Below are 25,074 nucleotides of genomic sequence, written 5' to 3'. Positions count from 1 at the left end.
ACTGTCCCCGGCCGGCCTTAGGGTCGGCCGGGTGGACTCCCTGGATGACATCCGGACTTCGTACGACACCGTCGCGCAGTCGTACTCCGAGATCGTGCAAGACGGGCCGGCCGACGAGCCGGAGTGCCTTGACCTGTTCGCGAAGCTGGCCGTGGGACCGGTCCTCGATGTGGGGTGTGGACCGGGGAGGCTCGCCGGTCTCCTGCATGAGCGCGGCCTGCAGGTGATCGGAGTCGACCTGTCCCCCGGCATGATCGAGATCGCGCGGCGCGACCATCCGGGGCCGGACTACCGAGCCGGGTCGATGACGGCCCTGGATCTGCCGGACGGTTCGGTCGGCGGCGTGATCTCCTGGTGGTCGATCATCCACCTGCCCCGCGGGGTGGTGCCGGAGGCGCTGGCGGAGTTCCACCGCGTGCTCGCCCCCGGTGGCGCCCTCACGCTGGGCTTCCACCTCGGAGACGAGTCCACCCACAAGACCTCCGGGTACGGCGGCCACCCGATGAACATCTACGTTCACCGCTGGACCCCGCTCGCCCTGACCGACCTCGCTGTCGCCGCGGGCTTCACGCCGTACCTGGATGCTGCCCTCGCCGACGACCGCCTCTTCTTCCGGAAGTGATCCCATGACCTCGCGCGTGCGCACCGTCACCTTCGACACCCACGACCCGTACGAGCTGGCCGGCTTCTGGCTGAAGGTCCTGAGGGCTCCTCGGCCGGACGACGACCAGCCGGGCGACCCGTCCGCCGCCGTGGTGACGGACTCGATGACGCTGCTGTTCGAGCAGAACGACGACGAGAAGGTGGTCAAGAACCGCGTCCACCTGGATCTCGAACCGGACGGTCCTCGCGACGAGGAAGTCGAGTGGCTGCTCACCCTGGGCGCGACGGTCGCGCACGACCGCCGCGAACCGGATGGCACGGGTTGGGTCGTCATGCTCGACCCGGAGGGCAACGAGTTCTGCGTCCTCCGAAGCGCCGCCGAACGCGCCGCCACCAGCTGACCATCCCACGCGTGCTCCCACCGCGGGTGCGGGCTTCTCGCCCGGTCGACTACGCGGGGCCGGCGCCCGTCAGCCAACCAACCGCGTGAGGGGGGATTAACTGCTGACCGGCCCGGGTCGGCGATCAGCAGGAATGCGTTGGGGTGCGGCGGCCGAGCTCGCCACGACTGGGGGCCTTGCGGAGGTACTCGTGGGCTTGCACACGTTATGTCCTGCGCAAGCCCACCAAGGCAGGGGTAAGCCGCCGAGATCTGTCCCCGTCACGATCGAGCAGGCCGGGCGACTGCGTTACCCCGGATGAAAGCCGGTGTGTTCTGCCGTCCGGGTTGCCGGGAGCTCGCGGGGCCATGTGATTGGCGACTACCACCGAACCGCGAGGCCGCGTCGTACACCAGCGGACGGTCGTTCTGCGGACAGCAGCCGCCGGAGGGTGGTCGATCGCTTGCGAGGAACGAGCGAGCAGGCCGGGCGACAGCCCAATTCGCGGGGCGACAACACCGCAGCTGCGGGCGGCAGCCCGCGTACCGCCGGCGGGAGCCTGGCAGAAGAAGACCGGCGCTGAGCCGGGGGTGGGTGGGAGCGCGCGTAGCAGCCGCGACGGAGGAGCGGCTGCGTAGCACGCGTGGGGCAGACTCCTACAGGTCGTCGACGTACGGTGTTTGGCCGGTGAAGGTTATGCGCCAGTCGGTGTTGCGGGCTTCTACGAGCAGGTCGTAGCCGTCGCGGCGGGCGAGTACGCGGTACTTGCCGTCCTCGGCAGGCTCGTCCTCGACCTTCCAGCCGCGGGCTTCCAGCGTCTCGGCGGCGAAGCTGATCAACGCCTCCGGGTCCGGGGACGTCGGGTCGCCGGTCTCGACCGCGATCGTGCACACGGACTCGGGACCGCGGTCGTCGGACAGGGCGCCTGGGCTCACGGGACCGACATCCTGGGTCACCGTGGGTGTCTGGTCCGGTACGACGGTCGCCGCGACCGCGAGCAGTTCCGAGCGGAGGAAATTGCGGGCCTGCGTAAGCGTCATACGGGTGGGTCCTTTCGGTGACACCAACCGTCATACACCTTGCCTGGCGATCCCCGCGACGCCAAGCCGCGATTCGCCGTACGACTGCCTACTCGGTGAACCGCGGGGTCTCCCCGGCCAGCGTCAGCCGCCACTGCCCATCCCAGCCGTGGACAGTGATCCCGAAGCCGTGCCGGCGGGCGAGGGCCAGGTGATGTCCGTCCTCGACAGGCAGGACCGTCGCTTCCCAGCCCCGCGCGGTCAGTGCGCTGCCCGCCGCGGCAACCTGGCCGGCCGGATCGATCACATCCGGGTCGCCGTTCTCCACCGTGATGGGACAGATTGTGTCCGGCCCGCTCCCGTCGAACAGCGCCTCCGGATTCACCGGGCCCGGGTCGTGCGTGACCACGGCGTCGTACCCGGCAGGTTCCGGGTACGTGCGATCAGCTGGTCAAGCCGATCGGCCTCCGTCATGGCTCCCCTCCATCCCCGCGACACTCCGCGGGGAGGAGTCAACCGCACTCGCGGGTCAGCCGAACGCGAGTGACCACGTTGTGGAGCGAGAGGGCGACCGTCGCCAGCGGCCGGACGTCGACGTGGCGGAGCGACTCCGCGGGCGCGTCGAGGACGTACAGGACGATCGCCCGGACGACGGCGGGGTGCACGACGGCCACTGCAGTACGGCGCTCGTCGTCCTGACCGACGTCTCCGAGCCAGTCCGCGACACGGGTCAGTAGGTCGTTCTCGGTCTCGCCGCCCGGTGGCGCGGTGTGCGGTCGCTCGAGCCAGGCGGCGACCCGCTCCGGCTCGGCGGCCAGCAGGTCTTCGAGCTCGCGGCCGGACCACTCGCCGTACTCCCGATCCCGCAGCGCCGCCTCGACGACCGGGGTCAGGCCGAGAGCTTCCGCGGTGCGTACAGCGGCCACCTCCGGCCCGGCGTACACCGTGTCAGCCTCGAGCTTGAGCTCGCGGGCGGCCGACAGGCTCGCATGGTCCGGCTCGGCGTCACCCCCGAGGACGAGGCCGCGCAACGCGGGAGTCAGAGCATGCGCGACCAGCGTCAACCCGGTCATGGGGCCTCCCGGCCTGGACTGAGGAGCGGAGGGAGCGAAGCGACTGGAGTGACGAGGGAAGGCCGGGAGCCAAAGCCCCATGACCCGCCGAGCGCTGGCGAGGCATTCAACACTGTCAAGCGGCAACCACTTTCTGTCGGGACAACCGGTGGTCCACCGCGGCGGCGTACCCGAATCCGAGCAGGAGCCACAGCGTCGCCTGCGTACCGAGCGAGGCGAACCGGAACTGCCACAGCAGCGTAGCGGGGAACGACCCCGGAACCTCGTTGATCGCAGGCAGGATCAGGTACGCCGCCACGATCGTGACGAGGAAGGCACCGGCCCCGCCGGCGAGCCGCGCGAGGTCGCCGTACCGGGCGGCCCAGCGGGACGCGGCGACGCCGGCCCACCCGGCGAGCAGGCCGATCACCAGCGTCAGCAGGTAGGTGACGGTACGGCGGGTGATCGTCTCGGGGTCGCCGACGGCCGGTGGGTTCGGCGGGTACTTCAGGAACGGCACCAGCACGATCCCGACGAACCCGGCTGCGGCGAGTCCGAGAGCGGCGTACGAGTCGTTGCCGGTCCGCAGCTTGCGCCGGAGCAGGGTGTAGGCGACGGCGAAGATGCCGCCGAGGGCGACGCCGTACAAGGTGGTGGCGAGGAAGAGCCCGGCTCGCTGGCCGTCGCGGCTGACGAGCGGTTCTTCTTCGGCGGCGGACGCGGTGCCGTCGCCGTGGTCATGGGTGTGCGCGCCGGCGGCCTCCTCGATCGCGATCGCGGCATCGATGTGCGGTTCGCCCATCGTGTACGCGAAGGCTCCGGCCAGCAGGCCGGCGAAGAGTCCGACGATCAGTCCGCGCACCAGGAGCGATCCGAAGGTGCGCATCGGGCTAGTGGCAGGGCACGCCGAGCAGGTGCCGGCCGTCGTGCATCAGCTCGTGCAGGTACATGCCCGACTGCGACACGGCGCCCTGGTCGAACGCGACCAGATAGCCGAGCAGGAGCAGCAGGCCGACGCTGAGCAGCGTCACGGCGAGCAGCCGGGGTGAAAGGGCCGGTACGGCGACTGTGCGGGCAGGAGCTGCCATCTGAACCTCCTGGGGAAGTGCGCGTCCCCTTCGAAAGGCTGCTGGTGCCCGAGCGTCCTGACTCACGAGCAGTGCTCGCTCACAGTGGCGCGGCCGTGCCGGACTCTCACCGGCTTCCCTCATGGCACCGCAGGTTGTCCCAGGAACCGTAGCGGTGCGAGTCGACGGGGGTCAACGAGTGGACAAGTGAGGTGACGTTCCCCACCCCCGCCCTTAACCTGGGCAGATGCCGTCCGGTCATCATCTGGTCGCGTTCGCGATCACCGCGTTCATCATCATCGTCGTCCCCGGTCCGAGTGTGCTGTTCATCGTCGGCCGAGCGCTGGCGGTCGGGCGGCGGGAGGCGGTGCTGACGATGGTCGGCAACACCGTCGGCGCCGCGGTCCTGCTGATCGCGGTCGCGCTCGGCCTCGGCACCCTGATCGCCGCCAGCGCGATCGCCCTGACCGCGGTGAAGCTCGCGGGTGCGGCGTACCTGATCTATCTCGGCGTGCAGGCGTTCCGCAGCCGGAAGTCGCTGGTCGAGGCGATGACGAGCGGGGTGAAGCCGGGCAGCAGCCGCCGGACCATGCGTCAGGGGTTCCTGGTCGGGATCACCAACGCCAAGACGGCGGTGTTCTTCGCCGCCGCGCTGCCGCAGTTCGTCGACCCGGGCGCGACCAGCCCCGCGTGGCTGCAGATCCTGATGCTCGGCCTGATCTTCATCGCGATCGCCCTCGTCTCGGACAGCGTCTGGGCGCTGGTCGCCGGCACAGCCCGCGAGTGGTTCGCCCGCTCACCACGCCGCCTCGAGCTGGTCGGCGGCACCGGCGGCCTGATGATCATCGGCCTCGGCGCCAGCATCGCGGTCACAGGGTCGAAGGAGTAGTGCCTCGTCGAGGACCGTTGGTGCCTCTAGCGGTGGTCCAGTCGTCCGCTGGCAAGGCGGAGGAGGAGAGCAATGCGGAGCATTGCGCGACGACGACAACGCCGCCAGCGGGCGTCTGGGGCGCCGCTAGGGGTGCCGAACGGTTCTTGACGAGGCACTAAGTACGGCGTCCCGCCTGGACGCCGAGGAGGGCGAGCAGGGCCGGGAGGCCGAAGGCGACCAGGTAGGCGGTCGGGGCGGAGTGCGGCTCGAGTACGGCGAAGAGTGAGCCGCCGACGGCCAGGACCGTTGCGGTGGACAACGAGTCGCTGAGCTGCAGGGCCGAGCTGTTGGCGCCCTGCTCGTCGCGCTCGGAGTACTCGAGCACCAGCACCGACAGGGTTGGGAAGACCGTGCCCATGCCGAGGCCGGTGAGGCTCCAGCCGAGGATGCCGACGACGACCGGGACGCCGTCGTTCAGGGTCAGCGCAGCGGTGACGATCCCGAGCAGGATCGCGACCATACCGGCCTGCAGGAACACCGCGTGGGAGAACGGCTGGTTGGGCCGGCCGCGGTACCAGGAGGCTGCGCTCCAGCTCAGCGCGCTGACGGTCAGCACGAGTCCGGCGACGGCCGGGGACAGGCCGCGCTCCCGGGTCAGCATCAGCGGCAGGAACACCTCGGCGCCGAAGCCCGCTGCCGCGACCAGGCCTCTGAGCGCGACGACGGACGGCAGGCCGGACTTGAAGACGAAGGTGCCACTCGGCAGCAGCTTCGGGGCGAAGACGACGACACCGGCCAGACCGATGGCGAGCAGTACCAGCTGCAGTCCGCCGTGCTGCTGGCCGCCGTAGTGCAGCAGACCGACGCCGACCGCCGCTGCGACTGCCCAGAGCGCCCGCTTGTCCCAGAGCCGCCCGGACCGGGGTTCATGGGCGTCCCCGCGGGCCAGACCCGGCCGCATCACGAGAGCCGCCGGGATCGCGATCGCCGGTACGGCGAGGAACACGATCCGCCAGTTGGTGTGCTCGACGATCAGACCGGCGATCGCAGGGCCGACCAGCGACGGCACGACCCAACCGGTGGCGAACGCGGCGAAGATGCGGGGCCTCAGCTGGGCCGGGTACAGCTGTCCGACCACGACGTACAGGGCGACCGTCAGCAGGCCGGATCCGAAGCCTTGGATGACGCGCCCGACGACCAGCACCTCCATCGTCGGAGCGAGGCCTGCGATGACCAGACCCGCCAGGAACCAGGCCGTCCCGTGCCAGAGCGGCCGGGTCGGGCCCTTCAGGTCACTCCAGGTGCCGGAGATGACCATCGCGACCACGCCGGATGCGAGCGGGCCGCCGAACGCGAGGGCGTAGAGGTAGAGCCCGTCGAGCGCTTGGGCGACCGTCGGCATGGCGGTGGTGACGGCCAGCGACTCGAACGCGACCAGGGTGATCAGCGCGACCATCCCGATGGTCAGCGCCCGGTACTGCGGCGAGAGCACACCACCGGTCGTGGGTGGGGCTTCAGTGCTGGTCGGGTCCGCGGCTGTCGTGGTCATGCCGAGAACCCTCGGACATCAAGTGCACTTTAAGTCAACTGTCAAAGCACAGCGGCGAGCACGAGCGCCAGGATCGGCGGGACGGCCTGTGCGGCGGCAGCGCGCACCATCCGGCGGTCGGAGGCGATCAGGACGAGGCCGGCGCCCGCCATGCACGCGCAACTGAACAGCGCGATCGCGTGCCCCTCGTCACCGCCGAAGATCAACCCACCGAGCGCGCCGAGGGCCAGGAACAGGTTGTAGAAGCCCTGGTTGAACGCCCACGGCGCCGCGACCGCGGCCTCCACGTCGTCCTTGACCAGGAACCGCCGATACGTGCTCGGCTTGCGGAACAGCAGGCTCTCCATCGCGAACACCGCCAGATGGAACACACCCGCCAGTACGACGAACACCTGCGCGATCGGACTCATCCACGTCCTCGCTTCGCTCCGGGCGCGGATGAGGCACAAGACACGCTGTGTTGGATTGTGACCTCGCTTCGCTCGCTCACGAGCGAACCGTACTCTCAGCCGCGCCACTCGACCGCGAAGGCGCGCGCGGGGTTGGTCCGGAAGATCGCCTCCGCCACGCCCTTGCCCAACTGCCGTTCGATCCGCGGGCGGAGGTGAGTGAGCAGGTGCGGCATGCCGGGGCCCTCGCCGGTCGCAGCCCGCGCCCGCGCGGTCGTGGTGTCCCCGCCGAGCAGCAGTCGGTCGCCGTACCCGCTGTCGACGAGTGTGGCGAGGCAGTCCATCAGCCACGGGTCGGTCGCGTGGTTCGCCCGCGAGGGCCCGTCGAACGCCAGCCACGCACCCCGCTCGGCCAACTCCCGGTGCGCCCGGTGATCAGGCGACCGGTTGAGATGCCCGAGGATCACCCTCGACGGCGGTACGGCGAGCTCGTCGACCAGCAGATCCAGTACGGCGTCCGCCGCGGAGCAGTGCTCGTGATGGACCGCGATCGGCGCTCCGGTGACGTGATGCGCCTCGGCCGCGGCCCTCATCACGGTCTGCGCGTGGTGGTCCAGAACATGAAATCCGCCGGCCACCTTGATCAAACCGGCCCGGACCGAACTGTTGCCGATGCCAACGGTCAGCTCACGCGTGAAGACCTCCACCAACCGATCGCGTACTCCGTCGACGAACCCCGCCGGATAGTGCTCGGGGCGATGTAGCCCGGTGGCCGCGACGATCGAAACCCCTGCATTCCTTGAGATCCCGGGTAGCTCGTCGGCGCGTCGGCCCAGCCCGTGCGGCGTCCACTGCACGATCGCCTCACCACCCGCTGCGGCGAAGTCCTGCACCTCGGCCAGCGCCGCCTTCGCATCGTCCAACTCCTGCCCGGGCAACACGACCGAACGGAAGAACAGGTGGTCGTGCGAGTCGCAGACGCCGAGCTCGCCGGGAGCGCGATCGCCCAGGACGGTCCTCACGGTTGTAACGGTTGACACGTTGCCAACGTAACGGCCGGGGCGTTACGATGTCCAGGTGGCTGATCGGATGGACTTTCGGTTCGACCTGGGCGCGACCTGGCTTAATCTCCTGGCGACACGCGGTACGCACTTCGGCGAACACCCGGTGGAGCGGATGCCGACCGTCGAGCGGTTCGCGGAGTGGCTCGATCGGGTCGAACTGCGGCCGACACGAAAGGTCACCGCCGAGGACCTGGCGTCAGCGCACGAGTTGCGCGAGACGCTGCGCCCCATCGCACTGGCGACGGTCGACGGCGTACGACCGAGTCCGGCAGATGTGAAAGCGCTCGGCCGTTTCCTCGATGCCGATCCGCTCCAGCTGAAGGTCACCGACCGGCTGACGCGCAGCCGCCCCACGACCGCGACCGAATCCCTCAGCCGAATCGCCCGTCAGGCCGCAGATCACCTGACCGGCCCCGAGCGGCACTTCCTCGCAGCGTGCCCCGAGCAAGACTGCCGAGGCGTCTTCAGCGACCCCTCCGGCCGCCGCCGCTGGTGCCCCAACCCAACCTGCGCCACCCGAGGCCGAGTCCGGGCCCACCGAGCCCGAAAAGCCCGGTCAGACAACGCCTGACCGGGCCTCTCCAAGCTGCGACCGACGGCCCTGCGACCGCGGGTCCGAATCTTCAGATCCGCGGATCGCCGGGTCAGCGACGATCGGTCAGCGGCTGCGGCGGGATGTGCCGGTGCGGGTGCCGGCGGAGAAGGCGGCGGCGCCGGCGGTGCGCGGGGTGGAGCCCGGCGTGCTGGTGCTGTACGTCTTCGGAGTGCTCGCGGACTTGGAGCGACCGCGACCCCGCGCCGATCCACCAGACTTCGCCCCGTCAGCAGGCCGCTGACCGCCCGACCGCTGGCCGGTCGCCGACCGCTGGCCCGTCGCCGACCGCTGGCCCGTCGCCGGCTGCGAGCTGCGCCGACGGCGGTTGCCTCGGCCTGACGTGCTGCCGGTAGAGGCGACGCGCTCCGGGGCATTGAGTTGCGGCTCGACGAAGGTGCGCTCACCTGGAGCCAGCTCAGTGAGGAGCGGGTCACCGGCGGTGAGCTTGGTGACCGTCGGGGCGATCCCGGCCTTGCGGGTGAGGTCGCGGACATCGCGGACCTGGTCGTCCGTCATCAGCGTGACGACCGTACCCTCGGCTCCCGCGCGGGCCGTGCGACCCGAACGGTGCAGGTATGCCTTGTGCTCGATCGGCGGATCCGCGTGGATCACCAGCGCGACATCGTCGACGTGGATACCGCGGGCCGCGATGTCGGTCGCGACGAGCGTCTTCGCCGTACCGTTGCCGAAGGCCTCGAGGTTCCTGGTCCGGGCGCCCTGGGACAGGTTGCCGTGCAGCTCGACGGCCGGGACGCCCTGGGCGATCAGCTTCTTCGTCAGCGCCTTGGCGCCGTACTTGGTCCGGGTGAACACGAGCGACCGGCCCGGTGCCGCGGTCAGGTCGACCAGCACCGGCAGCCGGGAGTCGGACTGCACGTGCAGCACGTGGTGGGTCATCTTTGCGACCGGCGACTGCGCCGAGTCGACGCTGTGCGTGACCGGGTCGGTCATGAACCGCTGCACGAGTACGTCGACGCCGGCGTCCAGCGTGGCGGAGAACAGCAGCCGCTGGGCGTCGGCCGGGGTCGCCTCGAGGATCCGCCGTACGGCGGGGAGGAAGCCGAGGTCGGCCATGTGGTCGGCCTCGTCGAGCACGGTGATCTCGACACCGTCGAGCTTCACGTGACCGGCCTGCAGGTGGTCCTCGAGCCGGCCCGGGCAGGCGACGACGATGTCGGCGCCCTTGCGCAGGCCGGTGATCTGCGGACCGTGGCCGACGCCGCCGAAGATCGTCATCGTGCGCAGCCCGAACGCGTCGGTCAGCGGCGTGATCGACGCCTGGATCTGGGTCGCCAGCTCACGGGTCGGCGCCAGGATCAGCGCCCGCGGGTGATGCGGCCGGCGCTTGGCGCCGCTCGCAGCGAGGCGGGCGATCACCGGCAACACGAACGCGTACGTCTTGCCGGAGCCGGTCCGCCCGCGACCGAGCACGTCCTTGCCGGCCAGCGAGTCCGGCAGCGTCGCCGCCTGGATCGGGAACGGCTTGGACACACCGGCCGCGGACAACGCGTTCACCAACGGACCCGGTACGCGGAGATCGGCGAACGTGAGGTTGTCGGGGACAACGAACTCGGCGACGTCGTCGTACGTGTCCAGGTCTGCAGTGTTGTTGCTGTTGACAACCTTCGGCTGCCGGTCGCCGCGGCGGCGCTGCCGGCCGCGGCTCGGGCGCTCCTGGTTGCCGTCCGCTGTTGCGGTGGTTGCGGGCGCACCTGCACCGTCGGGGCGGGCGCCGGAGCGGCGCCGGCGACGCGGACGGGAGGTGGAAGTGGATTGGGCTTGCGTGGATGTGGACGTGGGGCGGCTGGCCGCCATGTAGTGCTCCAAAAGTCGGGGGGTCGTCCTGCCCGGCGCGGCTCCGGCCGCGGCGCGTGGTAGTCGACTGCTGGCGCAGTGTGTTTGCGCTCACCGGCCCGAGGCAGAACTGGGCGGGCCGTCTTCGCCAGTCTACGGCACCAGGGGGCACGCGCACGTGAGTTGTCGACAGGAGGTCCGTCACATAGGTTCAGGCGCGTGACTACGGCTGACTCCCGGGTGATCCCGGCCAAGGTCGGGGGCGAACGCGAGCTCCTGCAGGGTTTCCTCGACTTCCACCGCGGCACACTGCTCTGGAAGCTGTCCGGCCTGACCGGCGAACAACTCGTCCAGCGCACGGTCGAGCCGTCGAGCATGTCGCTGATCGGACTCGTCCGCCACCTGACCGAGGTCGAGCGCTACTGGTACCAGCGCTGCCTGGCGGGGCAGGAGGTGCAGCACAAGTTCTGGAGCAACGAGTACCCGGACGGCGACTTCGACCTCGTCGACCCCGCCCAGGCCGAGGAGGACCTGGCCGGCTACCAGGACATCGTGAAGATCTCCGACGGGATCATCGCCGAGTACGACCTCGACCACACCTTCATCCGCCCGCGGCCCCGCGGCGAGTACTCGGTGCGCTACCTCCTCCTCCACATGATCGAGGAGTACGCCCGCCACAACGGCCACGCCGACCTCCTCCGCGAACGAATCGACGGGCTGACGGGGGAGTAGATCTCCCCCACGCGTGCTACGCAGCCACTCCTCCGTCACGGCCGCTACGCGCGCTCCCACCCACCCGGTTGTTACTTGCGGGCTGCCGCCCGCGATTGAGGGCTTGGTTGGTGGACGTCCGCAGGACAGCCGCCCGTCAAGGCGACTGCTTGGTCGGTGGGCGATCCGCAGGACGACTGCCCGTCACGGCGACTGCTTGATCGGTCCCCGTCCGCAAGACGACTGCCTGCCACGGCGACTGCTGGTCGGTGCCGTCCGCAAGACGACTGCCCGTCACGGCGACTGATTGGACGGGGTGCTGTCCGCGGGACGAGTCGGCCGCTGTAGGTGCATGGTCGGGCGCTGTCGGTGAGACGGCTGCTCGCCCGGAGGTAGGCGTACAAGCGCCGACCTGCGGCTGGCTGGAGTCGGAGGCGTCATGCCCCTTCTGGGTGCTCGCACAGGAGGTAGCGGTTCTCCTGGCTGATGCGTGGGTCGGCTTGGTCCCCAGAACGCCGCCGGTGGGATCGAAGGCACGGTTCCCTCGTCTCGGCCGTGCCACTCCGGTCACTCCCTCGAACTGGATCCCGTGCTGCGGACCGCCAGGCCATCACAATCAACACCTACATCCGACGCCCAGCCTGGCACCGCCGACGGCAGCCGATTGTGATGGCCCAGCGGTCCGGCTTCCCAGGCAGTCGCCGTGACGGGCAGTCGTGGTGCGGACGGGCGCTGGTCGTGCGGTCGAACGCGGCGGCAGCCGCGGATCGCGGGCGGCAGGCCGCACGTGTTGGGTGGGAGCGCGGAGCGGGCGCGGTGGAGGAGCGGAGGCGGCAGCCGCGCGTGTTTGGGTGGGAGCGCGCAGTGGGGAAGCGGCCGCGTAGGGCGCGCGGGTCGGACGCAGGTGTGGGTCAGGTTTTGAGGGTGCGGATTAGGGCGGTGAGGTCGTTGACTACGCCGCGGACGCCGGGGAGGCGGGTTAGGCGGAGTAGGCGGTCTACCAAGGGGACCGAGCGGTCGATCAGGGACTTGGTTCGGCGTAGGGCGGGGCTGTCGTCGTGGACCCAGAAGAGGACTATGCCCATCTGCATCAGCCACAGGAGCTCGGGGAGCTCGGCCTTCAGGTCGGCGGGGAGTTTGAGGTCGGAGCCGTCGACGACCTGGCGGAAGATCTCGACGCTCGCCTCGCGGGCCGGGCGGGACTGGTCGCTGAACGGTGACAGTGGGCTCTTCGGCTCGGCTGCAGTCTTGAAGAAGGTCCCGGCGAACTCGTGGTACGGCGCCGCGACCTCCAGCCAGGTCCGCAGTACGCCGGTCAGTCGCGGCACGAACGCCTTCTCCGTGGCCAGGATCGAGGCGACCGCTTCCCGGTGCTGGTCCTGCAGGTGGTCGTAGTACGCCTGCATCAGGTGTTCTTTGGAGCTGTAGTAGTAGTACGCGTTGCCGACCGACACCCCCGCCTCGGTGGCAATCGCACGCATCGTGGTCTTGCCATACCCCTGCTCGCGGAACAGCCGCAGCGCGGTGGACAGGATCAGCTCCCGGGTCTGCTCACCCTTCAACGTCGCACGTTCCGTCACATCGGTCAGCGTAGTCACCTCCCTCCCGAACACTGGTCCAGCTCCGCAGACCGGCGGCCGCCTGCACCATCGCCCGCGCCACCGGTCGCATCGCCGGGTGCGCCAGTCGTACGGCGGTGTGCCTGTGCTCCCACGTTGTCCACAGGCACACGATCCACGCGCGGTCGCCGACGTACACGGACCCGTCGTCGGCGACCGTCACCTCCCGCAGCGTGGCCGCGTGGTCCAGGCCGGGGTAGAGCGCCCGCGCGTCCGCCGACCCCGCCGCGACGAACCGCAGGTGCACTACCCCTCCATCCCCGTTCGGCGCCGGCCGCTGCGCCGCCAGCCACGCTCTGAACCGGCGGCACAGCCCGCACTGCTCGTCGTACAGGACGGTCAGCTCACGCATGGTCAGTAACCGAAGCGCGGCGGAGGCTCGGTGCCGGTCAGCGCTCCGGCCGGGCCTCCGGGCGGGAGGACGTCGTTCGGCGGCACCGGCGGGTTGGTCATCTCGTCGATCCGGCTGCGGCGACGGATCGCGTTGAAGACCCAGACGTTCGTCAGGTGCAGCCCGCCGAGCACGAGCATCACGATGCCGAGCTTCACGCTCAGCTGCTCGAACACCCCCCGCGCGTCCAGCACGGCGTTGTCGGTGCGCAGGAACAGCGTCACGAAGCCGAGGTTCACCAGGTAGAACCCGACCACGAGCAGCCGGTTCACCGCGTCGGCGAAGTCCTCGTTGCCGTGGAACACGTCGACCAGGAAGATCCGCCCGTTCCGGCTCAGCGTGCGCGCCACCCAGACGATCAGCGGCACTGAGATCACCAGGTACAGCAGGTACGTCGTCACGGTCATGCCGATCACCATCCTCACTTTTGAACACGTTCAAGTAGAACGTAGCGCCAGCTTTTGAACATGTTCAAGTAGGACGGTACGTGAGCTGGGTCTCCTGCTGGGGCAGGATGGCGGGATGACGACCTGGGTCTTCGAGGGGACGGTCCTGCCGGCCGGCGACATTGCCCGGCTCGTGCTCGGGGCCGGTGACAACGACGTGCTGCCCGGGCGGTTCGCCGTACCGGGGCTGGTGGACTCGCACTGCCACCTGACCATGGGGCCCGGCGACCACGGGCCGGCGATGTTCGGCGCGGACTTCGCGAACGAGCGGCTCGGCGAGCTGGCCAACGCCGGGGTGAGCGCGCTCCGGGACGTCGGCGGCAACCGCGAGGTGACCCTCAAGCTGGCCACGACCGAGGACGACAGCCGTCCGTTCGTGCTCGCGGCCGGCCGATTCCTCGCCCCGCAGGGTCGCTACTTTCCGGGGATGTACGACCCCGTCGCCCCGGAGGACCTGCTCGCCGCGGTCGAGGCCGAGATCGCGAACGGCGCAACCTGGCTGAAGCTCGTCGCCGACTTCCCGGAGGTCGGCCCGGACGGCCCGATCCGCGGCAGCGAGGTGGCACAGACCTACCCGACCGACGTCATTCAGGCGATGGTCGACCTCGCGCACTCACGGGGTGCGCGCGTCGCGGCGCACACGAACACGCCGATCGTCAGCGACCTGGTCCGGGTCGGCATCGACTCGATCGAGCACGGAACGTCGCTCACCGAGCAGGACCTGGAGACCCTCGGCGCCCGCGGTGGCGCCTGGACGCCGACCCTCTGCGCCTCGGTCGGCGAGATCCCGAACGCCACTCCGGAGCAGGAGTCGCGGCGCCAGGCCCGGTCGGAGTACCTCGCCTCGGTGCTCCCACTCGCCGACCGGTACGGCGTCCATGTCCTGACCGGATCCGATGTCGTCGGCTCGGTGGCCGGCGAGGTGGCCCTGCTCGTGAAGCACGGGCTGACCGTGGACCAGGCGCTGGCCGCCGCGTCGACGAGCGCGCAGGAGTATCTCGGCCTCCGCGGCGACGGCAACCTCGTCACGTACGACGCCGATCCGCGCGAGCACCCCGCCGTACTCGCGAACCCGGCGGCCGTCGTCCTCAACCACCGGCGGATCGCGTGAAGGAGAAGGACCTGGACCGGTGGGTCGCGAAGTACCGGAAGGCCTGGGAGTCGAACGATCCGGCCGACATCGCGGCACTGTGGACCGAGGACGCCGCCTGGTACCGGCGTCCGGACGAGGAGCCGGTGCTCGGCCGGGACGCGATCGTGACGGCCTGGCTGGAGGTGGCGGACGCGCCGGGTGAGACGACGTTCGAGTACGACGTGCTCGGCTTCGGCGACGGGGTCGGGTTCGTCCGCGGCTGGACGACGTACCTGACCGAGCCGCCGGCCGAGTTCAGCAACCTGTGGGTGATCCGCCTCGACAAGGACCGCGCGCACGAGTTCACCGAGTGGTGGATGGAACGGCCGCTCTGAGCTAGCCTTCCGGGTAGGAGCTCAGGGCGCCACCGGTCCGCGGGAAGGGCTCAGCCCACCTGATCACGGAGTTGTGCGGTTGATGTTCACCTCCTTTCTCGCCTGACGACGCGGACAGCAGGCTCGTAGAGAGGAGGTCGCGATGCCGACCCGGAATCTCCCGAACGACCCGCACCTGGACCACCTGCGCAAGCAGGCCAAGCAGCTCCTCAAGCAGGTCCGTGCCGACGACCCCGACGCAGTCGCCCTCGCCGCCGAGTTCCACCCGGTGCAGACGCTGGCCGACGCGCAACTGGTGATCGCCCGGAGCTACGGTTTCCCCAGTTGGCCGCGGATCGTGCGGCATCTCGAGCTGGTCGACCGGTACAGCCGGTCTCCGCATCGGCAGTCGATAGGCGGCCCGCTCGAGACGCCCGAGCAGCGCGCAGACGAGTTCCTCCGGCTGGCGACCCTGCACTACGGTCAGGACGACCCGGCCCGGCAGCACTCCGCGCAGCAGCTTCTCGAGCGCTTCCCGGACATTGCCTTGAGCAACATCTACACCAAGGTCGTGGCCGGCGAGCTGGACGCAGTACGCGCGGAGCTTCCGCGGCAGGCACGCGCAGAGGGCGGACCGTACCGGTGGGAACCGTTGCTGTACCTGGCCTACAGCCGCCTGGACGCGCCCCATCAGGTGGAGATCGCCCGCCTGCTGCTCGAACACGGCGCGGACCCGAACGCGGGCTACCTATGGCAAGGCATGCCGTCACCCTTCACCGCCCTGACCGGCGTCTTCGGCCGTGGTGAAGGCGATCAGCCGCCGCATCGCGACCGGGTCGAGCTCGCGCGACTGCTCCTCGACGCCGGCGCCGACCCGAACGACAGCCAGACCATGTACAACTGCGGTCCCGGTGCTCCTCCGCCGTACGACGACATGCACTTGGAGCTCCTGCTCGAGTACGGGCTCGGACGCGGCGACGGCGGTCCGTGGCATGAGCGGATGACCGCTGCGCACCCGACACCACAGCAGCTCCTGGAGGACGAGCTGGTGTTCGCCTCCTCAGAAGGTTTGCTGCACCGCGTCGAGCTGGTGCTTGCCCAAGGCACTGATCCGGGGGGACGCGGGACCGAGCACCCGGTGTTCTGCGGACACCGTGCCTACGAGCTGGCCGCCGTCCAAGGGCACGCCGAGATCGCCGAGCTCCTCCGCGCTGCCGGCGCGGCGCCGCTCGATGAAGTCCACCAGGTGTTCGCGGCGATCATGCGTGGTGAGACGCCGGACGTCAGCCCCGAGCTCGCCGCGCGTGCCGTCGCCCGCAACCCCTACCTCCCGATCCGGGCCGGCGAGATCGGCCGGACGGAAGCCCTCACACCGTTGAAGAACCTGGGCTTCGACCTGAACATCATGGGCGGGTCCGCAGCGATCCACCAGGCCGCGCTCTACGGACACCTCGACACCGTGAAGAAGCTCATCGAGCTAGGCGCCGACCCCGAGCAACGCGATCCGTCGTACGGCGGGAACGCGCTCGGCTGGGCCGATCACAACCACCAGCAGGCGGTGATCGACTACCTCAAGGGCTTACCGCAAGGAACAGGAACGCGCTGAAAACCATCAGGTGTACGGCACCCTGCAGCAACGTCGCGCGTCCGGTGGCCAGTGTCAGGATGCCGGTCACCACGGTCAGCGCGAACAGCACCATCTCCTTGCCACCCAGCCCGAGCACCAGCGGTCCGTCGAGCCAGATGGACGCGATCGCGATGGCCGGGATGGTGAGGCCGATGCTTGCGAGCGCCGACCCGAGCGCGAGGTTCACGCTGGTCTGGAGGCGGTTCCGCAGGGCTGCCCGCACTGCGGCAACCGTCTCCGGCAGCAGCACGAGCAGCGCGATGAGGACGCCGACCACCGCGAGCGGCGCGCCGGCCGATTCGACCGCGGACTCGAGCCGCGGCGAGACCGTCTTGGCCAGTCCGACCACCGAGATCAGGCAGACGAAGAGCAGGCCCAGGCTGAGCAGCGCGGTCTTGCTGCTCGGCGCGACCGCGTGCTCGTCCTGGTCCTCCTCGTCGACCACGGCCGGTGCCTCGACATCGCGGTGTCGCTGGACTTCCGGCGTACCGGCGAGGACCGGCAGGAAGTAGTCGCGGTGCCGGACGGTCTGGACGAAGACGAAGACGCCGTACATCACCAGGGAGACGACACCGGCGAAGGCGAGCTGGGCCGGGCTGAACTGCGGGCCCGGCGCGCTGGTCGTGAACGTCGGCAGCACCAGGCTGAGCGTGACGAGCGCGGTCATCACGGCCAGGGCGCCGCTGGACGCCCGGACGCGGAACTCCTGCACGTGGTGGCGCAGCGAGCCGACGACGAGAGACAGGCCGAGGATGCCGTTGCAGGTGATCATCACCGCGGCGAACACCGTGTCCCGCGCCAGTGACGACGCCTTGTCGCCGCCGGACGCCATCAGCGTCACGATCAGCGCGACCTCGATGATGGTCACGGCGAGCGCGAGGATCAGCGTGCCGTACGGTTCGCCGACGCGGTGCGCGACAACCTCGGCGTGGTGGACGGCCGCGAGCACCGCGGCGCCGAGCCCGGCGCAGACCAGGATCAGCAGGATGGCGCCCAGGTCGCGACCCCAGGACAGCAACAGCACGAGGAAGGCCAACGGGGGCACGGCCAGACTCCAGCGTGGGAGCCCTTGGAGCACGGTTCTTGTCATCCTCAGACAGTCTATCGGGAATGTTGTTGGCATCCTGGGCTTCTCGGGTGATGCTTCTCGCACTATGTCAGTACAGATCAGGAATGCCACACCGGCCGACTGGGCGGCGATCTGGCCGTTCTTCCACGACATCGTCACCGCGCAGGAGACGTACGCCTACGACCCGGAGCTCACCGAGGAGCAGGCGGAGGCGCTCTGGATGTCACCGTCCAAGGACCCGCTCAGCCGGACCACGGTCGCGGTCGATGCCGACGGCACCGTTCTGGGCAGCGCCAACATGTACCCGAACCGGCCGGGTCCGGGATCCCACGTCGCGAGCGCGAGCTTCATGGTCGGCTCGGCGGCCCGCGGCAAGGGCGTCGGGCGGCTGCTCTGCGCGGACATGATCGACTGGGCCCAGCGATCAGGCTTCCGGTCGATCCAGTTCAACGCGGTCGTCGAGACCAACGCGGCTGCCGTGCACCTGTGGCAGGGCCTGGGCTTCACCATCATCGGCACCGTCCCCGAGGCGTTCCACCACCCCAAGCACGGGTACGTCGGCCTGCACGTCATGCACCGCCCGCTCTGAGTCCCACCGCAGCTGCGCGCAGCACTGCGGCGGTCAGCGCGTCCAGGACGCTGGACTGGAGCTTCCAGTGCTGCCAGTACAGCGGGACGTCTATGTACTTGCCCGGAGCAACATCCACCAGGCGGCCGGCGGCCAGGTCGGGTTCGGCGACCTCGTCCTCGATCATGCCCCAGCCGAGGCCGATCCGGACGGCCTGGTGGAACGCGCCAGGCGCCGGCACCGCGTGCGTCGGCGGGTCGAGCTTGCGCCTGGTGACCTTGCGGATCAGCCGGTGCTGCAGCAGGTCCTTGGTGTTGAACACGATCATCGGCGCCTCAGCCAGCGCGTCCGGTAACGGCTTCCCGGCCAGCCAGCGCTCGGCGAACGCGGGCGTGGCGACCGGCAGGTACCGCATCTTCCCCAGCGGCACGACGCGGCAGCCCTGCACCGGCCGTGGATCGCCCGTCACTGCGGCGAGGACTGTGCCGTTGCGCAGGAACTCCGCGGAGTGCTCCTCGTCCTCCTGATGGACGACGAACCGCGCCGCGTGCTGCTCGGACAGGTCGAGCATCGCGGGCAGGAACCAGTTGTTCAGCGAGTCCGCGTTCACCGCGATCGGCAAGCGAAGCGTGTCGACCTTGCCACGGACCGCCGCGATCGCCTCCAGTTCCAACAGCGAGACCTGCCTGGCCAACCGGAGCAGGGCTTCACCCGCCTCGGTGGGTTTGGCCGGTTTGGCGCGCATCACGACGACCTGGCCGAGCCGGCTCTCCAGCGCCTTGATTCGCTGGCTGACGGCCGAAGGCGTGATGTTCAGACGGCGTGCGGCCGCGTCGAAGCTGCCTTCGTCGACCACGGCCGCGAACGTGTCGAGCTGTGCGGAGTCGATCTGCATGATGAAACCATGCTAATGCCCCTTCAGAATCTTTAGCTGGTTTGAGGGCGATCGGCTACCTACCGTCGTAGACATGCCCCTCCTTGCCGGCTTTGCCACGACCTTGTCCCTGATCGTCGCGATCGGAGCGCAGAACGCCTTCGTGCTGCGCCAGGGCCTGCGCCGCGAGCACGTGCTGCCGGTGGTGCTGGTCTGCGCCCTCTCCGACGCACTCCTCATCTCCAGCGGAATCGCCGGCCTCGGCGCGCTGCTCACCCGCAGCGAGCTCGCGCTCGACATCGCGAAGTACGGCGGCGCCGCCTTCCTCTTCGTGTACGCCGCCTTCGCCGCGAGGCGCGCGCTCAACCCCGGCGCGATCAGCCCGGCCGACCACGCCCCCGCGGCCCTGCGCAGCGTGTTGCTGACCTGCCTCGGCTTCACCTATCTCAACCCGCACGTGTATCTCGACACCGTCGTACTGCTCGGATCGCTGGCCAACCAGCGCGGAGCGGACGGCCGCTGGATCTACGGCATCGGCGCGGTCACCGCGTCGTTCACGTGGTTCTTCGCACTCGGATTCTTCGCCCGCAAGCTCACGCCGCTGTTCGCCCGCCCGCGCGCCTGGCAGGTCCTCGACTCGACCATCGCCGTACTGATGGCCGGCCTGGCCACCTGGATGCTCCTCGACTGACCGAGACTGTGCCGGTGGACGTAACAGTGTTGTGCGATGCGGTGGCGGTGTTCCCGGAGCCCATTGAGGACGCGCTGCCGGGGTGGAGCGCGGAGAATGCGGCGTGGACCTCGGCGGTGATGCCCGGGAACGTGCGGGCCGCGGGCTGGTGGCTGCATTTCCACAGCTATCTGGTGACCGGGGACTCCGGTGTCGTGCTCGTCGATGCGGGCATCGGCCCGGCAGGCGGCGAGGCCGCCAAGTGGCTGGGGGTGGCCGGACGGCTACCTGGGCTGCTGGAGAAGGTCGGCGTGCGGGAGAGCGACATCGACACCGTCGTGCTGACGCATGTGCACCTCGATCACGTGGGGTGGAGCGCGGATGCCGATCGGCCGCGGTTCGAGAACGCGGAGTACGTCGTACAGCGGGCTGAGCTCGAGCACGTGCGGGGCGGGGCGACGTACGAGCGGATGCTCCGGCCGATCGTGGACGCCGATCAACTCCAGGTGGTGGACGGCGAGACCAGGTTGCGCGGACTGCGGCTGCTGCCGACGCCGGGGCATACGCCCGGGCATCAGTCTGTGGTGACTGAGCGTGCGGTGCTCGGCGGCGATGTGCTCGTACATCCGGCGCAGGCTCGGTGGCCTGAGCTCATCTACGTGTACGAGCGGGATCCGGCGCGGGCCGTGACCTCGCGACGTGAGGTGCTGGAGTTGGCGGCCGCGTCGGGGATTCCGATCGCGGCCGCCCATCCACATGCTGCGCTGTCCGGTGACGTGCGCGCGTTGGCGGCTCCGGCCGATGGCAGCGCGGTCTGCCCGCCGTACAAGCTTTAGCGGTAGCCGGTGGTGTCGGCCGGCTTGCCGGGGTCCTGGACCTCGACCATGTACCGCCACGCGTCCGGCCGGCTCCCGTCGAGGTCGGTGAAGCCGTAGACCTGGGCGAGCTCGCCGCTCGACGTGGACTTGCCGTTCCAGCGCCGTACGTCGGGGTCCGCGGCCAGCGCTGCCGCCGCGCGGCCGACGTACGACGGGCTCTCGGAGATCGCGAAGTGCGGGATCCGCTCGGTCGCGTCCTGCCAGGTCTCCTCGGTCACGCCGAAGCCTTCGAGCATCGCCTCGGACCGCAGCCAGCCCGGAGTGAGCAGGACGGCGGTCGCGTCGTACTTGTCGAGCTCGTGGGCGAGGGCGAACGCCATCCGGCTGACGGCGCCCTTGGCGAGGTCGTAGAAGAACGAGACCCGGTAGTTGTCCGCGTTGTACTCGTTCGTCCCGTCGGTCATCTCGATGACCAGGCCACCCGGTGACTTGATCAGCAGCGGCAGCGCGTAGTGGCTGGTGATCACGTGCGTGTCGATGCCGAGCCGGAGCAGCCGCAGGCCGTCCTCGAGGTTGCTCTCCCAGACCGTCTTGTCCCACTCGGGCTCGCTGAACTGACCCCAGATGTCGTTCACCAGGATGTGCAGCGCGCCCTGCTCGGCCTCGATCCGCTCGATCAGAGCGCGGACCTGCTCGGGATCCAGGTGGTCCACCGGTACGGCGATGCCGTGACCGCCGGCCTGGTCGATCAGCTCGGCGGTCTCGTCGATCGTCTCCGGGCGGTTCATCTCCGACCGCCGCCCCTTCGTGGTGCGCCCGGTCACGTACACGGTCGCGCCCGCGGCGCCGAGCTGGACCGCGATCCCCCGCCCGGCTGCCCGGCTCGCCCCGGTCACCAGCGCAACCTTCCCCGCCAACGGCTTCATACCCGCCTCCATGTTTTCCATACGCTGTATGGTTATGTACCATACGGCGTATGGTTAATGTTGGCAAGCGGTCCGGCCGACCTCGTGCCGGCGAGGAGCGGCTGAGCCGGGAGGCGATCCTGACGGCGGCGCTGCGGATCGTCGACGACGAGGGGATCGACGCGCTCACCATGCGGCGGCTCGCGTCGACGCTCGGGGTCAACCCGATGTCGCTCTACCACCACCTGCCGAACAAGGCGGCCGTCCTGGGCGGGCTCGCAGAGCTGGTGTTCGCCGGCGTGGAGCAGACCGATCCGGGCGACGCCGTGCCTTGGCAGGAGCAGCTCAAGCAGGCGGCGCGGGCGTATCGCAACGCGCTCCGGGCGCATCCGAACCTGGCGCTGCAGGTGCTGTCCGACACGTCGGCGGTCTCGGAGGTCGTGGTCGTGACGGTGGAGCCGTACTACCGCGCGCTCGATCGCGCCGGGTTGTCACCGCGGCAGATCGTCGAGACGGTGAACACGCTGGTCGACTTCATCCACGGCTTCGCCCTCGGCGAGGCGTCGGTCCGCTCGGAGACGTTCGACCTGGCTCCCGACCTGCTCGCCCGGGTGCAGGGACTGCCCGCGGGCAAGGCGCCGACGCTGGTCCGGGTGGTCAGCGAGCTGGGCCCGGAGGGTCTCGCCTACGACTTCGACAGCGGCTTCGAGTCCGGGCTGACCGTGCTGACCGCCGGTATCGCGACCTTGGCCGACCGCGACCGGTAGCGCGAGATCGCGACCCCGACCAGGCAGAGCAGGCCGCCGAGATAGGCCAGTGGCGCCGGGCTCTCGCCGAGCAGCAGCCAGCCGAGGAAGATCGTCAGCGGCGGGACCAGGTACGTCGTCGCGCCCATCCGGCCGGCTGTCGTGCGGGCCAACGCATAGGCCCAGGCGGTGAAGGCGATCGCGGTCGGGAACGCCCCCAGGAACACGACCCACCAGATGCTCGACGGCCGCGCGTCGGCCGTCTCCCGGACCAAGGCCGGCGCGAACGGCAGGCAGCTGACCGTGCCGATCAGGCAGGCCAGCCAGGTCACCTCGAGCGCCGGCAACCTGGCGAGCAACGGCTTCTGCGTGACGACGCCGATCGCGTACGCCGCCGCGGCGGCGAGGCACAGGACGACGCCCCACGTCTCGGCCCGGCCGTCGGACGAGGAGAGCCCGATCAGCACCACCCCGCCGAACGCGGCGACGCTCCCGATCACCAACTGGCGCGGGAAGCCCTCGTGCAGGAAGACGCCGGCCAGCAGGGCGATCAGCAGCGGGCCGATGTTCACGAGCATGGAGGTCGTGCCGGCGTCGAGGTGTTGCTCGGCTGCGTTCAGCGTGAGGTTGTAGACGCCGAACCACAACAGACCGCACGGCACCAGGAACTTCCAGTCACCCTTCGCCGGCCAGCGCCGCGGCCGCGTGAACACGAACACTCCCAGCAGCACGCTGCCGACCAGCAACCGGCCCAGCGACAGCGCACCGGCCGAGAACTCGTGCCCGACATGACGGATCGCCACGAACGCGGCAGCCCACAACACCACCGCCACCGCCGCAGCACCCACCGCCTGCACGCTGTGCTGGATACCTCCCCCACCCCACCACCCCGGTCGCTTCCTCATGTCTGCGAGGCTAGGTCTCGGACACTTCGGCCGACACCGAATTCTTCGCCGGCGGCAGCGCGAACGGTACGACGATCGCCGTCAGCAGCACCGGGATCGTCAGCGCGGCAACCAGCACCGCCATGCTGAACCACAACGAACCGACCGCGAACCCGACGTACACCGCGACCGCGAACACCTCGGCGAAGAACCCCGACACCGACGTCACGGTCGCCCGCGCCGGACCGGTGATCGAGTCCTGCAGCCGCGCCTCGGCGACCACGATCACCAGTTGCATCACGCCGTACCCGATCGCGATCGGCGCGAAGCCCCAGGCCGTGCCGCTCAGCGCACCCCAGGCGATGAGTCCGGCCGTCGCTCCGAGCCCGATCGCGAAGGTTGCTGCTGGCAACTTGTACGCCGGTCCCGCGAGCGCGCCGCCGATCGCCTGCGCGGCAACGGTCACCGCGATCAGCAACGGCACGACCTGGTCGACGCTCCCGCATCTCTCGCGAGCAACGGGAAGTACTCGTCGAACGCCAGGAAGCCACCGAGCAGGGCCACCAACGCCACTGCTCTCCGCACAGCCCGACTGGTCAACGCCTCGGTCACGCCTGCCCGCAGCATCGTCCAGTACTCGCTGAGCGCAGCCCGGGTGGTGGTCGAGTGCGGCTCGTCCTCCTCCGGCTGGGCCGGCTCGACGGCCGGCGCCTCCGGGAGCGTCAGCGCGACCGCAGCCTGGACCAGACAGCTGAGGACACTCACGATTCCCGCCAGCACGTAGCCACCGAGGTCGAACAGCGGCGCGGCCAACGCGGTCGCGGCCAGGTTGGCGATCAGCGAGGCCGACCTGGCCCGGCCGAGCAGCCCGGCGTACTTGTCGGTGCAGTCGCGGGCGGCCAACTCGTCGTACACGAAGGCCTCGAACGTGCCGGAGATCAGCGCGGACGACACACCCCACAGCACGAAGCCGAGGGCGAAGCCGGCGAACGACGGCACGGTGATCCACGCCGCGTACCCGAGTGCGCTGATCAGCGCGCCGAGGACCAGCAGCTTGCGCCGCGAGTACGTGTCGGCCCAGGCGCCGGACGGCACCTCGAGCACGAAGGCGGTCGTCGACCAGATGACGAACAGGATCGAGATCTGGGCGGCCGACAACCCGTGGTCGGCGAACAGCAGCTGGTAGAGCGGGTACAGCGGGATGAAGTCCTGCAGCGCCTCGTACGCGACGATGCGGCTGGACAGGCTCCTCGGCAGGCGGTCAGGGCGTCAAAGGTGCGGGCTCGGATATCTCATGTCTTGAAAGATACGGCGAAATCAGCGCCCCAGCAGATCTTTTCTTCCGGGTGTGGACAAGTGCAGCACCTGGTACCGCGTGCCCGGCACCGGGCCGGGCTCCGGCGAGTTCCACAAGGTGAAGAACACCAGCTCCCAGCGGCTGGGATCGACGGCCAGCGCCGCAGAGTGCACACCGGACCGCGCCGCGTTCTCGCGGAGCACCTCGAGCGCCGCACCGATCGGCTCCGCGGGGTCCACGTCGTTCGCCAGCGTCTGCGTGTGCCTGGTCGCGCTCAGCGCGGGCTGATCCGCCGCCGGGCCGGGCAGCGCCTCCACCCCGGTCCAGTGCCGCACCGGCGGCCGGCCGAAGGAGGTGCAGATCGCGCTGAAGAAGCCGCCGCCCCAGAGGAAGCGGCCCATGCCGGCCGAGTCGTTCCACAGATAGAACGGCGCGTACTGGTTGATCATCGCGCCGTTCGCCCGGTCCTGGATCAGGTACGCCTTGATCCCCAGCCCGTCGAAGTCGTCCAGCCGGTGCCCGGTGGTCTCCACCCGGCGCCGGATGATCCCCATGTCGTAGTCGGTCGGCAACGTGATCTCGTACTGCATTGCGTACACGGTCCACACCCTTCCGCTAGG

Annotated in this window: 31 protein-coding genes and 1 riboswitch; of the genes, 12 read left to right on the top strand and 19 right to left on the bottom strand. The window is 69.8% G+C overall.

The annotated features are described in order from the left end of the window. Positions 1-31: 31 nt before the first annotated feature. Both AB0H36_RS00910 and AB0H36_RS00905 read left to right on the top strand, forming a co-directional pair. Complete coding sequence (locus AB0H36_RS00910; RefSeq protein ID WP_360514253.1) at positions 32-622, top strand: class I SAM-dependent methyltransferase; 591 nt, start codon at positions 32-34, stop codon at positions 620-622. A 4-nt stretch (positions 623-626) separates the two neighbouring features. Beyond that, positions 627-1,004, top strand: coding sequence for a VOC family protein (locus AB0H36_RS00905; RefSeq protein ID WP_360514250.1), 378 nt, complete (start codon positions 627-629; stop codon positions 1,002-1,004). 635 nt (positions 1,005-1,639) lie between these two features. On the opposite strand, the gene AB0H36_RS00900 is transcribed toward AB0H36_RS00905, so the two are convergent. From AB0H36_RS00900 to AB0H36_RS00880, 5 genes are all read right to left on the bottom strand, one after another. Then, positions 1,640-2,023, bottom strand: a complete 384-nt coding sequence (locus AB0H36_RS00900; RefSeq protein WP_360514247.1) for a hypothetical protein — start codon at positions 2,021-2,023, stop codon at positions 1,640-1,642. 88 nt (positions 2,024-2,111) lie between these two features. Beyond that, positions 2,112-2,411 (bottom strand): hypothetical protein, encoded by a 300-nt coding sequence (locus AB0H36_RS00895; RefSeq protein ID WP_360514244.1) that lies wholly within the window; start codon positions 2,409-2,411, stop codon positions 2,112-2,114. Positions 2,412-2,514: 103 nt separating this feature from the next. Continuing rightward, complete coding sequence (locus AB0H36_RS00890; RefSeq protein ID WP_360514241.1) at positions 2,515-3,075, bottom strand: histidine phosphatase family protein; 561 nt, start codon at positions 3,073-3,075, stop codon at positions 2,515-2,517. A gap of 115 nt (positions 3,076-3,190) precedes the next feature. Further along, positions 3,191-3,940: a CbtA family protein gene (locus AB0H36_RS00885; protein WP_360514238.1), complete on the bottom strand. Its 750-nt coding sequence runs from the start codon at positions 3,938-3,940 to the stop codon at positions 3,191-3,193. Between the two features lie 4 nt (positions 3,941-3,944). Continuing rightward, the gene (locus AB0H36_RS00880) at positions 3,945-4,142 is read right to left on the bottom strand and encodes a CbtB-domain containing protein (protein ID WP_360514235.1); all 198 of its coding nucleotides are present in this window, start codon (positions 4,140-4,142) and stop codon (positions 3,945-3,947) included. A 52-nt stretch (positions 4,143-4,194) separates the two neighbouring features. Then, a riboswitch (cobalamin riboswitch) is annotated at positions 4,195-4,260 on the bottom strand. A gap of 108 nt (positions 4,261-4,368) precedes the next feature. Between AB0H36_RS00880 and AB0H36_RS00875 the strand changes: the two genes are divergently transcribed. After that, entirely contained in the window at positions 4,369-5,010 is a 642-nt protein-coding gene (locus AB0H36_RS00875) for a LysE family translocator (RefSeq protein WP_360514232.1), read from the top strand. A 157-nt stretch (positions 5,011-5,167) separates the two neighbouring features. Here AB0H36_RS00875 and AB0H36_RS00870 read toward each other — a convergent pair whose 3' ends face one another. From AB0H36_RS00870 to AB0H36_RS00860, 3 genes are all read right to left on the bottom strand, one after another. Beyond that, the gene (locus AB0H36_RS00870; protein WP_360514229.1) at positions 5,168-6,541 is read right to left on the bottom strand and encodes an MFS transporter; all 1,374 of its coding nucleotides are present in this window, start codon (positions 6,539-6,541) and stop codon (positions 5,168-5,170) included. A gap of 41 nt (positions 6,542-6,582) precedes the next feature. Further along, the gene (locus AB0H36_RS00865; RefSeq protein ID WP_360514226.1) at positions 6,583-6,951 is read right to left on the bottom strand and encodes a DUF1304 domain-containing protein; all 369 of its coding nucleotides are present in this window, start codon (positions 6,949-6,951) and stop codon (positions 6,583-6,585) included. Between the two features lie 95 nt (positions 6,952-7,046). Next, positions 7,047-7,952 (bottom strand): hypothetical protein, encoded by a 906-nt coding sequence (locus tag AB0H36_RS00860; RefSeq protein WP_360514223.1) that lies wholly within the window; start codon positions 7,950-7,952, stop codon positions 7,047-7,049. Positions 7,953-8,007: 55 nt separating this feature from the next. On the opposite strand from AB0H36_RS00860, the gene AB0H36_RS00855 reads away from it, so the two are divergent. Then, positions 8,008-8,565 (top strand): CGNR zinc finger domain-containing protein, encoded by a 558-nt coding sequence (locus AB0H36_RS00855; RefSeq protein WP_360514220.1) that lies wholly within the window; start codon positions 8,008-8,010, stop codon positions 8,563-8,565. Between the two features lie 87 nt (positions 8,566-8,652). Here the strand turns inward: AB0H36_RS00855 and AB0H36_RS00850 are convergent, their stop codons facing one another. Further along, positions 8,653-10,404: a DEAD/DEAH box helicase gene (locus AB0H36_RS00850; RefSeq protein WP_360514217.1), complete on the bottom strand. Its 1,752-nt coding sequence runs from the start codon at positions 10,402-10,404 to the stop codon at positions 8,653-8,655. Positions 10,405-10,602: 198 nt separating this feature from the next. On the opposite strand from AB0H36_RS00850, the gene AB0H36_RS00845 reads away from it, so the two are divergent. Then, positions 10,603-11,115, top strand: coding sequence for a DinB family protein (locus tag AB0H36_RS00845; RefSeq protein ID WP_360514214.1), 513 nt, complete (start codon positions 10,603-10,605; stop codon positions 11,113-11,115). Between the two features lie 890 nt (positions 11,116-12,005). Here AB0H36_RS00845 and AB0H36_RS00840 read toward each other — a convergent pair. Genes AB0H36_RS00840 through AB0H36_RS00830 form a run of 3 tightly spaced genes read right to left on the bottom strand, consistent with a single transcriptional unit; the run spans position 12,006 to position 13,511 of the window. Beyond that, entirely contained in the window at positions 12,006-12,674 is a 669-nt protein-coding gene (locus tag AB0H36_RS00840; RefSeq protein WP_360514211.1) for a TetR family transcriptional regulator, read from the bottom strand. After that, positions 12,646-13,065 carry a DCC1-like thiol-disulfide oxidoreductase family protein gene (locus tag AB0H36_RS00835; RefSeq protein WP_360514208.1) on the bottom strand — a complete coding sequence of 140 codons (420 nt, stop codon included), beginning with the start codon at positions 13,063-13,065 and terminating at the stop codon, positions 12,646-12,648. Before AB0H36_RS00835 ends, AB0H36_RS00840 begins: the two co-directional genes overlap by 29 nt. Positions 13,066-13,067: 2 nt before the next feature. Then, positions 13,068-13,511: a hypothetical protein gene (locus tag AB0H36_RS00830; RefSeq protein WP_360514205.1), complete on the bottom strand. Its 444-nt coding sequence runs from the start codon at positions 13,509-13,511 to the stop codon at positions 13,068-13,070. A gap of 115 nt (positions 13,512-13,626) precedes the next feature. Between AB0H36_RS00830 and AB0H36_RS00825 the strand changes: the two genes are divergently transcribed. The 3 genes from AB0H36_RS00825 to AB0H36_RS00815 all read left to right on the top strand — a co-directional run bounded on the left by AB0H36_RS00825 (position 13,627) and on the right by AB0H36_RS00815 (position 16,602). Next, positions 13,627-14,661 (top strand): amidohydrolase family protein, encoded by a 1,035-nt coding sequence (locus AB0H36_RS00825; RefSeq protein ID WP_360514202.1) that lies wholly within the window; start codon positions 13,627-13,629, stop codon positions 14,659-14,661. Then, positions 14,658-15,017, top strand: coding sequence for a nuclear transport factor 2 family protein (locus AB0H36_RS00820; RefSeq protein ID WP_360514199.1), 360 nt, complete (start codon positions 14,658-14,660; stop codon positions 15,015-15,017). The genes AB0H36_RS00825 and AB0H36_RS00820 overlap by 4 nt, the downstream gene beginning before the upstream one ends. Positions 15,018-15,159: 142 nt before the next feature. After that, positions 15,160-16,602 carry an ankyrin repeat domain-containing protein gene (locus tag AB0H36_RS00815; RefSeq protein ID WP_360514196.1) on the top strand — a complete coding sequence of 481 codons (1,443 nt, stop codon included), beginning with the start codon at positions 15,160-15,162 and terminating at the stop codon, positions 16,600-16,602. Here the strand turns inward: AB0H36_RS00815 and AB0H36_RS00810 are convergent. Beyond that, positions 16,568-17,713 (bottom strand): ionic transporter y4hA, encoded by a 1,146-nt coding sequence (locus AB0H36_RS00810; protein ID WP_360514193.1) that lies wholly within the window; start codon positions 17,711-17,713, stop codon positions 16,568-16,570. The genes AB0H36_RS00815 and AB0H36_RS00810 overlap by 35 nt on opposite strands. A gap of 64 nt (positions 17,714-17,777) precedes the next feature. Here AB0H36_RS00810 and AB0H36_RS00805 point away from each other — a divergent pair, with 64 nt between their 5' ends. Continuing rightward, a complete protein-coding gene (locus tag AB0H36_RS00805; RefSeq protein WP_360514190.1) occupies positions 17,778-18,281 on the top strand; it encodes a GNAT family N-acetyltransferase in 504 nt (167 codons plus the stop codon). Here the strand turns inward: AB0H36_RS00805 and AB0H36_RS00800 are convergent. Then, positions 18,262-19,155 carry a LysR family transcriptional regulator ArgP gene (locus AB0H36_RS00800; RefSeq protein WP_360514187.1) on the bottom strand — a complete coding sequence of 298 codons (894 nt, stop codon included), beginning with the start codon at positions 19,153-19,155 and terminating at the stop codon, positions 18,262-18,264. The genes AB0H36_RS00805 and AB0H36_RS00800 overlap by 20 nt on opposite strands. 73 nt (positions 19,156-19,228) lie before the next feature. Here AB0H36_RS00800 and AB0H36_RS00795 point away from each other — a divergent pair, with 73 nt between their 5' ends. Together AB0H36_RS00795 and AB0H36_RS00790 are read left to right on the top strand one after the other, a co-directional pair. After that, positions 19,229-19,825 carry a LysE/ArgO family amino acid transporter gene (locus AB0H36_RS00795; protein WP_360514184.1) on the top strand — a complete coding sequence of 199 codons (597 nt, stop codon included), beginning with the start codon at positions 19,229-19,231 and terminating at the stop codon, positions 19,823-19,825. A gap of 14 nt (positions 19,826-19,839) precedes the next feature. After that, positions 19,840-20,640 carry an MBL fold metallo-hydrolase gene (locus AB0H36_RS00790; protein ID WP_360514181.1) on the top strand — a complete coding sequence of 267 codons (801 nt, stop codon included), beginning with the start codon at positions 19,840-19,842 and terminating at the stop codon, positions 20,638-20,640. Here AB0H36_RS00790 and AB0H36_RS00785 read toward each other — a convergent pair. Next, positions 20,637-21,548: an SDR family oxidoreductase gene (locus AB0H36_RS00785; protein ID WP_360514178.1), complete on the bottom strand. Its 912-nt coding sequence runs from the start codon at positions 21,546-21,548 to the stop codon at positions 20,637-20,639. The two genes, AB0H36_RS00790 and AB0H36_RS00785, sit on opposite strands and share 4 nt — an antisense overlap. 50 nt (positions 21,549-21,598) lie before the next feature. On the opposite strand from AB0H36_RS00785, the gene AB0H36_RS00780 reads away from it, so the two are divergent. After that, positions 21,599-22,294, top strand: coding sequence for a TetR/AcrR family transcriptional regulator C-terminal domain-containing protein (locus AB0H36_RS00780; protein ID WP_360514175.1), 696 nt, complete (start codon positions 21,599-21,601; stop codon positions 22,292-22,294). Here AB0H36_RS00780 and AB0H36_RS00775 read toward each other — a convergent pair. The 4 genes from AB0H36_RS00775 to AB0H36_RS00760 form a co-directional block, all read right to left on the bottom strand. Then, positions 22,213-23,178, bottom strand: coding sequence for a DMT family transporter (locus tag AB0H36_RS00775; protein WP_360514172.1), 966 nt, complete (start codon positions 23,176-23,178; stop codon positions 22,213-22,215). The genes AB0H36_RS00780 and AB0H36_RS00775 overlap by 82 nt on opposite strands. A 10-nt stretch (positions 23,179-23,188) precedes the next feature. Continuing rightward, positions 23,189-23,641: a hypothetical protein gene (locus tag AB0H36_RS00770; protein ID WP_360514169.1), complete on the bottom strand. Its 453-nt coding sequence runs from the start codon at positions 23,639-23,641 to the stop codon at positions 23,189-23,191. Further along, positions 23,629-24,315, bottom strand: coding sequence for an MFS transporter (locus AB0H36_RS00765; RefSeq protein ID WP_360514166.1), 687 nt, complete (start codon positions 24,313-24,315; stop codon positions 23,629-23,631). The genes AB0H36_RS00770 and AB0H36_RS00765 overlap by 13 nt, the downstream gene beginning before the upstream one ends. Positions 24,316-24,474: 159 nt before the next feature. Further along, the gene (locus AB0H36_RS00760) at positions 24,475-25,044 is read right to left on the bottom strand and encodes a DUF4865 family protein (protein WP_360514163.1); all 570 of its coding nucleotides are present in this window, start codon (positions 25,042-25,044) and stop codon (positions 24,475-24,477) included. Positions 25,045-25,074 lie beyond the last annotated feature (30 nt).

This window comes from Kribbella sp. NPDC050820 (assembly GCF_040653975.1).
Classification (GTDB): domain Bacteria; phylum Actinomycetota; class Actinomycetes; order Propionibacteriales; family Kribbellaceae; genus Kribbella.
The sequence above is the reverse complement of the archived record's forward strand: the minus strand, read 5'-3'. Positions and strand labels throughout refer to the sequence as shown.

Excerpts from the sequence above, each read along its gene's own strand:
- AB0H36_RS00780 (WP_360514175.1), top strand. The coding sequence starts at position 21,599 with ATGGTTAATGTTGGCAAGCGGTCCGGCCGACCTCGTGCCGGCGAGGAG.
- AB0H36_RS00870 (WP_360514229.1), bottom strand. The coding sequence starts at position 6,541 with ATGACCACGACAGCCGCGGACCCGACCAGCACTGAAGCCCCACCCACG.
- AB0H36_RS00775 (WP_360514172.1), bottom strand. The coding sequence starts at position 23,178 with ATGAGGAAGCGACCGGGGTGGTGGGGTGGGGGAGGTATCCAGCACAGC.
- AB0H36_RS00830 (WP_360514205.1), bottom strand. The coding sequence starts at position 13,511 with ATGACCGTGACGACGTACCTGCTGTACCTGGTGATCTCAGTGCCGCTG.
- AB0H36_RS00850 (WP_360514217.1), bottom strand. The coding sequence starts at position 10,404 with ATGGCGGCCAGCCGCCCCACGTCCACATCCACGCAAGCCCAATCCACT.
- AB0H36_RS00885 (WP_360514238.1), bottom strand. The coding sequence starts at position 3,940 with ATGCGCACCTTCGGATCGCTCCTGGTGCGCGGACTGATCGTCGGACTC.
- AB0H36_RS00875 (WP_360514232.1), top strand. The coding sequence starts at position 4,369 with ATGCCGTCCGGTCATCATCTGGTCGCGTTCGCGATCACCGCGTTCATC.
- AB0H36_RS00795 (WP_360514184.1), top strand. The coding sequence starts at position 19,229 with ATGCCCCTCCTTGCCGGCTTTGCCACGACCTTGTCCCTGATCGTCGCG.
- AB0H36_RS00785 (WP_360514178.1), bottom strand. The coding sequence starts at position 21,548 with ATGAAGCCGTTGGCGGGGAAGGTTGCGCTGGTGACCGGGGCGAGCCGG.
- AB0H36_RS00805 (WP_360514190.1), top strand. The coding sequence starts at position 17,778 with ATGTCAGTACAGATCAGGAATGCCACACCGGCCGACTGGGCGGCGATC.
- AB0H36_RS00825 (WP_360514202.1), top strand. The coding sequence starts at position 13,627 with ATGACGACCTGGGTCTTCGAGGGGACGGTCCTGCCGGCCGGCGACATT.
- AB0H36_RS00880 (WP_360514235.1), bottom strand. The coding sequence starts at position 4,142 with ATGGCAGCTCCTGCCCGCACAGTCGCCGTACCGGCCCTTTCACCCCGG.
- AB0H36_RS00890 (WP_360514241.1), bottom strand. The coding sequence starts at position 3,075 with ATGACCGGGTTGACGCTGGTCGCGCATGCTCTGACTCCCGCGTTGCGC.
- AB0H36_RS00835 (WP_360514208.1), bottom strand. The coding sequence starts at position 13,065 with ATGCGTGAGCTGACCGTCCTGTACGACGAGCAGTGCGGGCTGTGCCGC.
- AB0H36_RS00900 (WP_360514247.1), bottom strand. The coding sequence starts at position 2,023 with ATGACGCTTACGCAGGCCCGCAATTTCCTCCGCTCGGAACTGCTCGCG.
- AB0H36_RS00800 (WP_360514187.1), bottom strand. The coding sequence starts at position 19,155 with ATGCAGATCGACTCCGCACAGCTCGACACGTTCGCGGCCGTGGTCGAC.
- AB0H36_RS00760 (WP_360514163.1), bottom strand. The coding sequence starts at position 25,044 with ATGCAGTACGAGATCACGTTGCCGACCGACTACGACATGGGGATCATC.
- AB0H36_RS00865 (WP_360514226.1), bottom strand. The coding sequence starts at position 6,951 with ATGAGTCCGATCGCGCAGGTGTTCGTCGTACTGGCGGGTGTGTTCCAT.
- AB0H36_RS00815 (WP_360514196.1), top strand. The coding sequence starts at position 15,160 with ATGCCGACCCGGAATCTCCCGAACGACCCGCACCTGGACCACCTGCGC.
- AB0H36_RS00810 (WP_360514193.1), bottom strand. The coding sequence starts at position 17,713 with ATGACAAGAACCGTGCTCCAAGGGCTCCCACGCTGGAGTCTGGCCGTG.
- AB0H36_RS00905 (WP_360514250.1), top strand. The coding sequence starts at position 627 with ATGACCTCGCGCGTGCGCACCGTCACCTTCGACACCCACGACCCGTAC.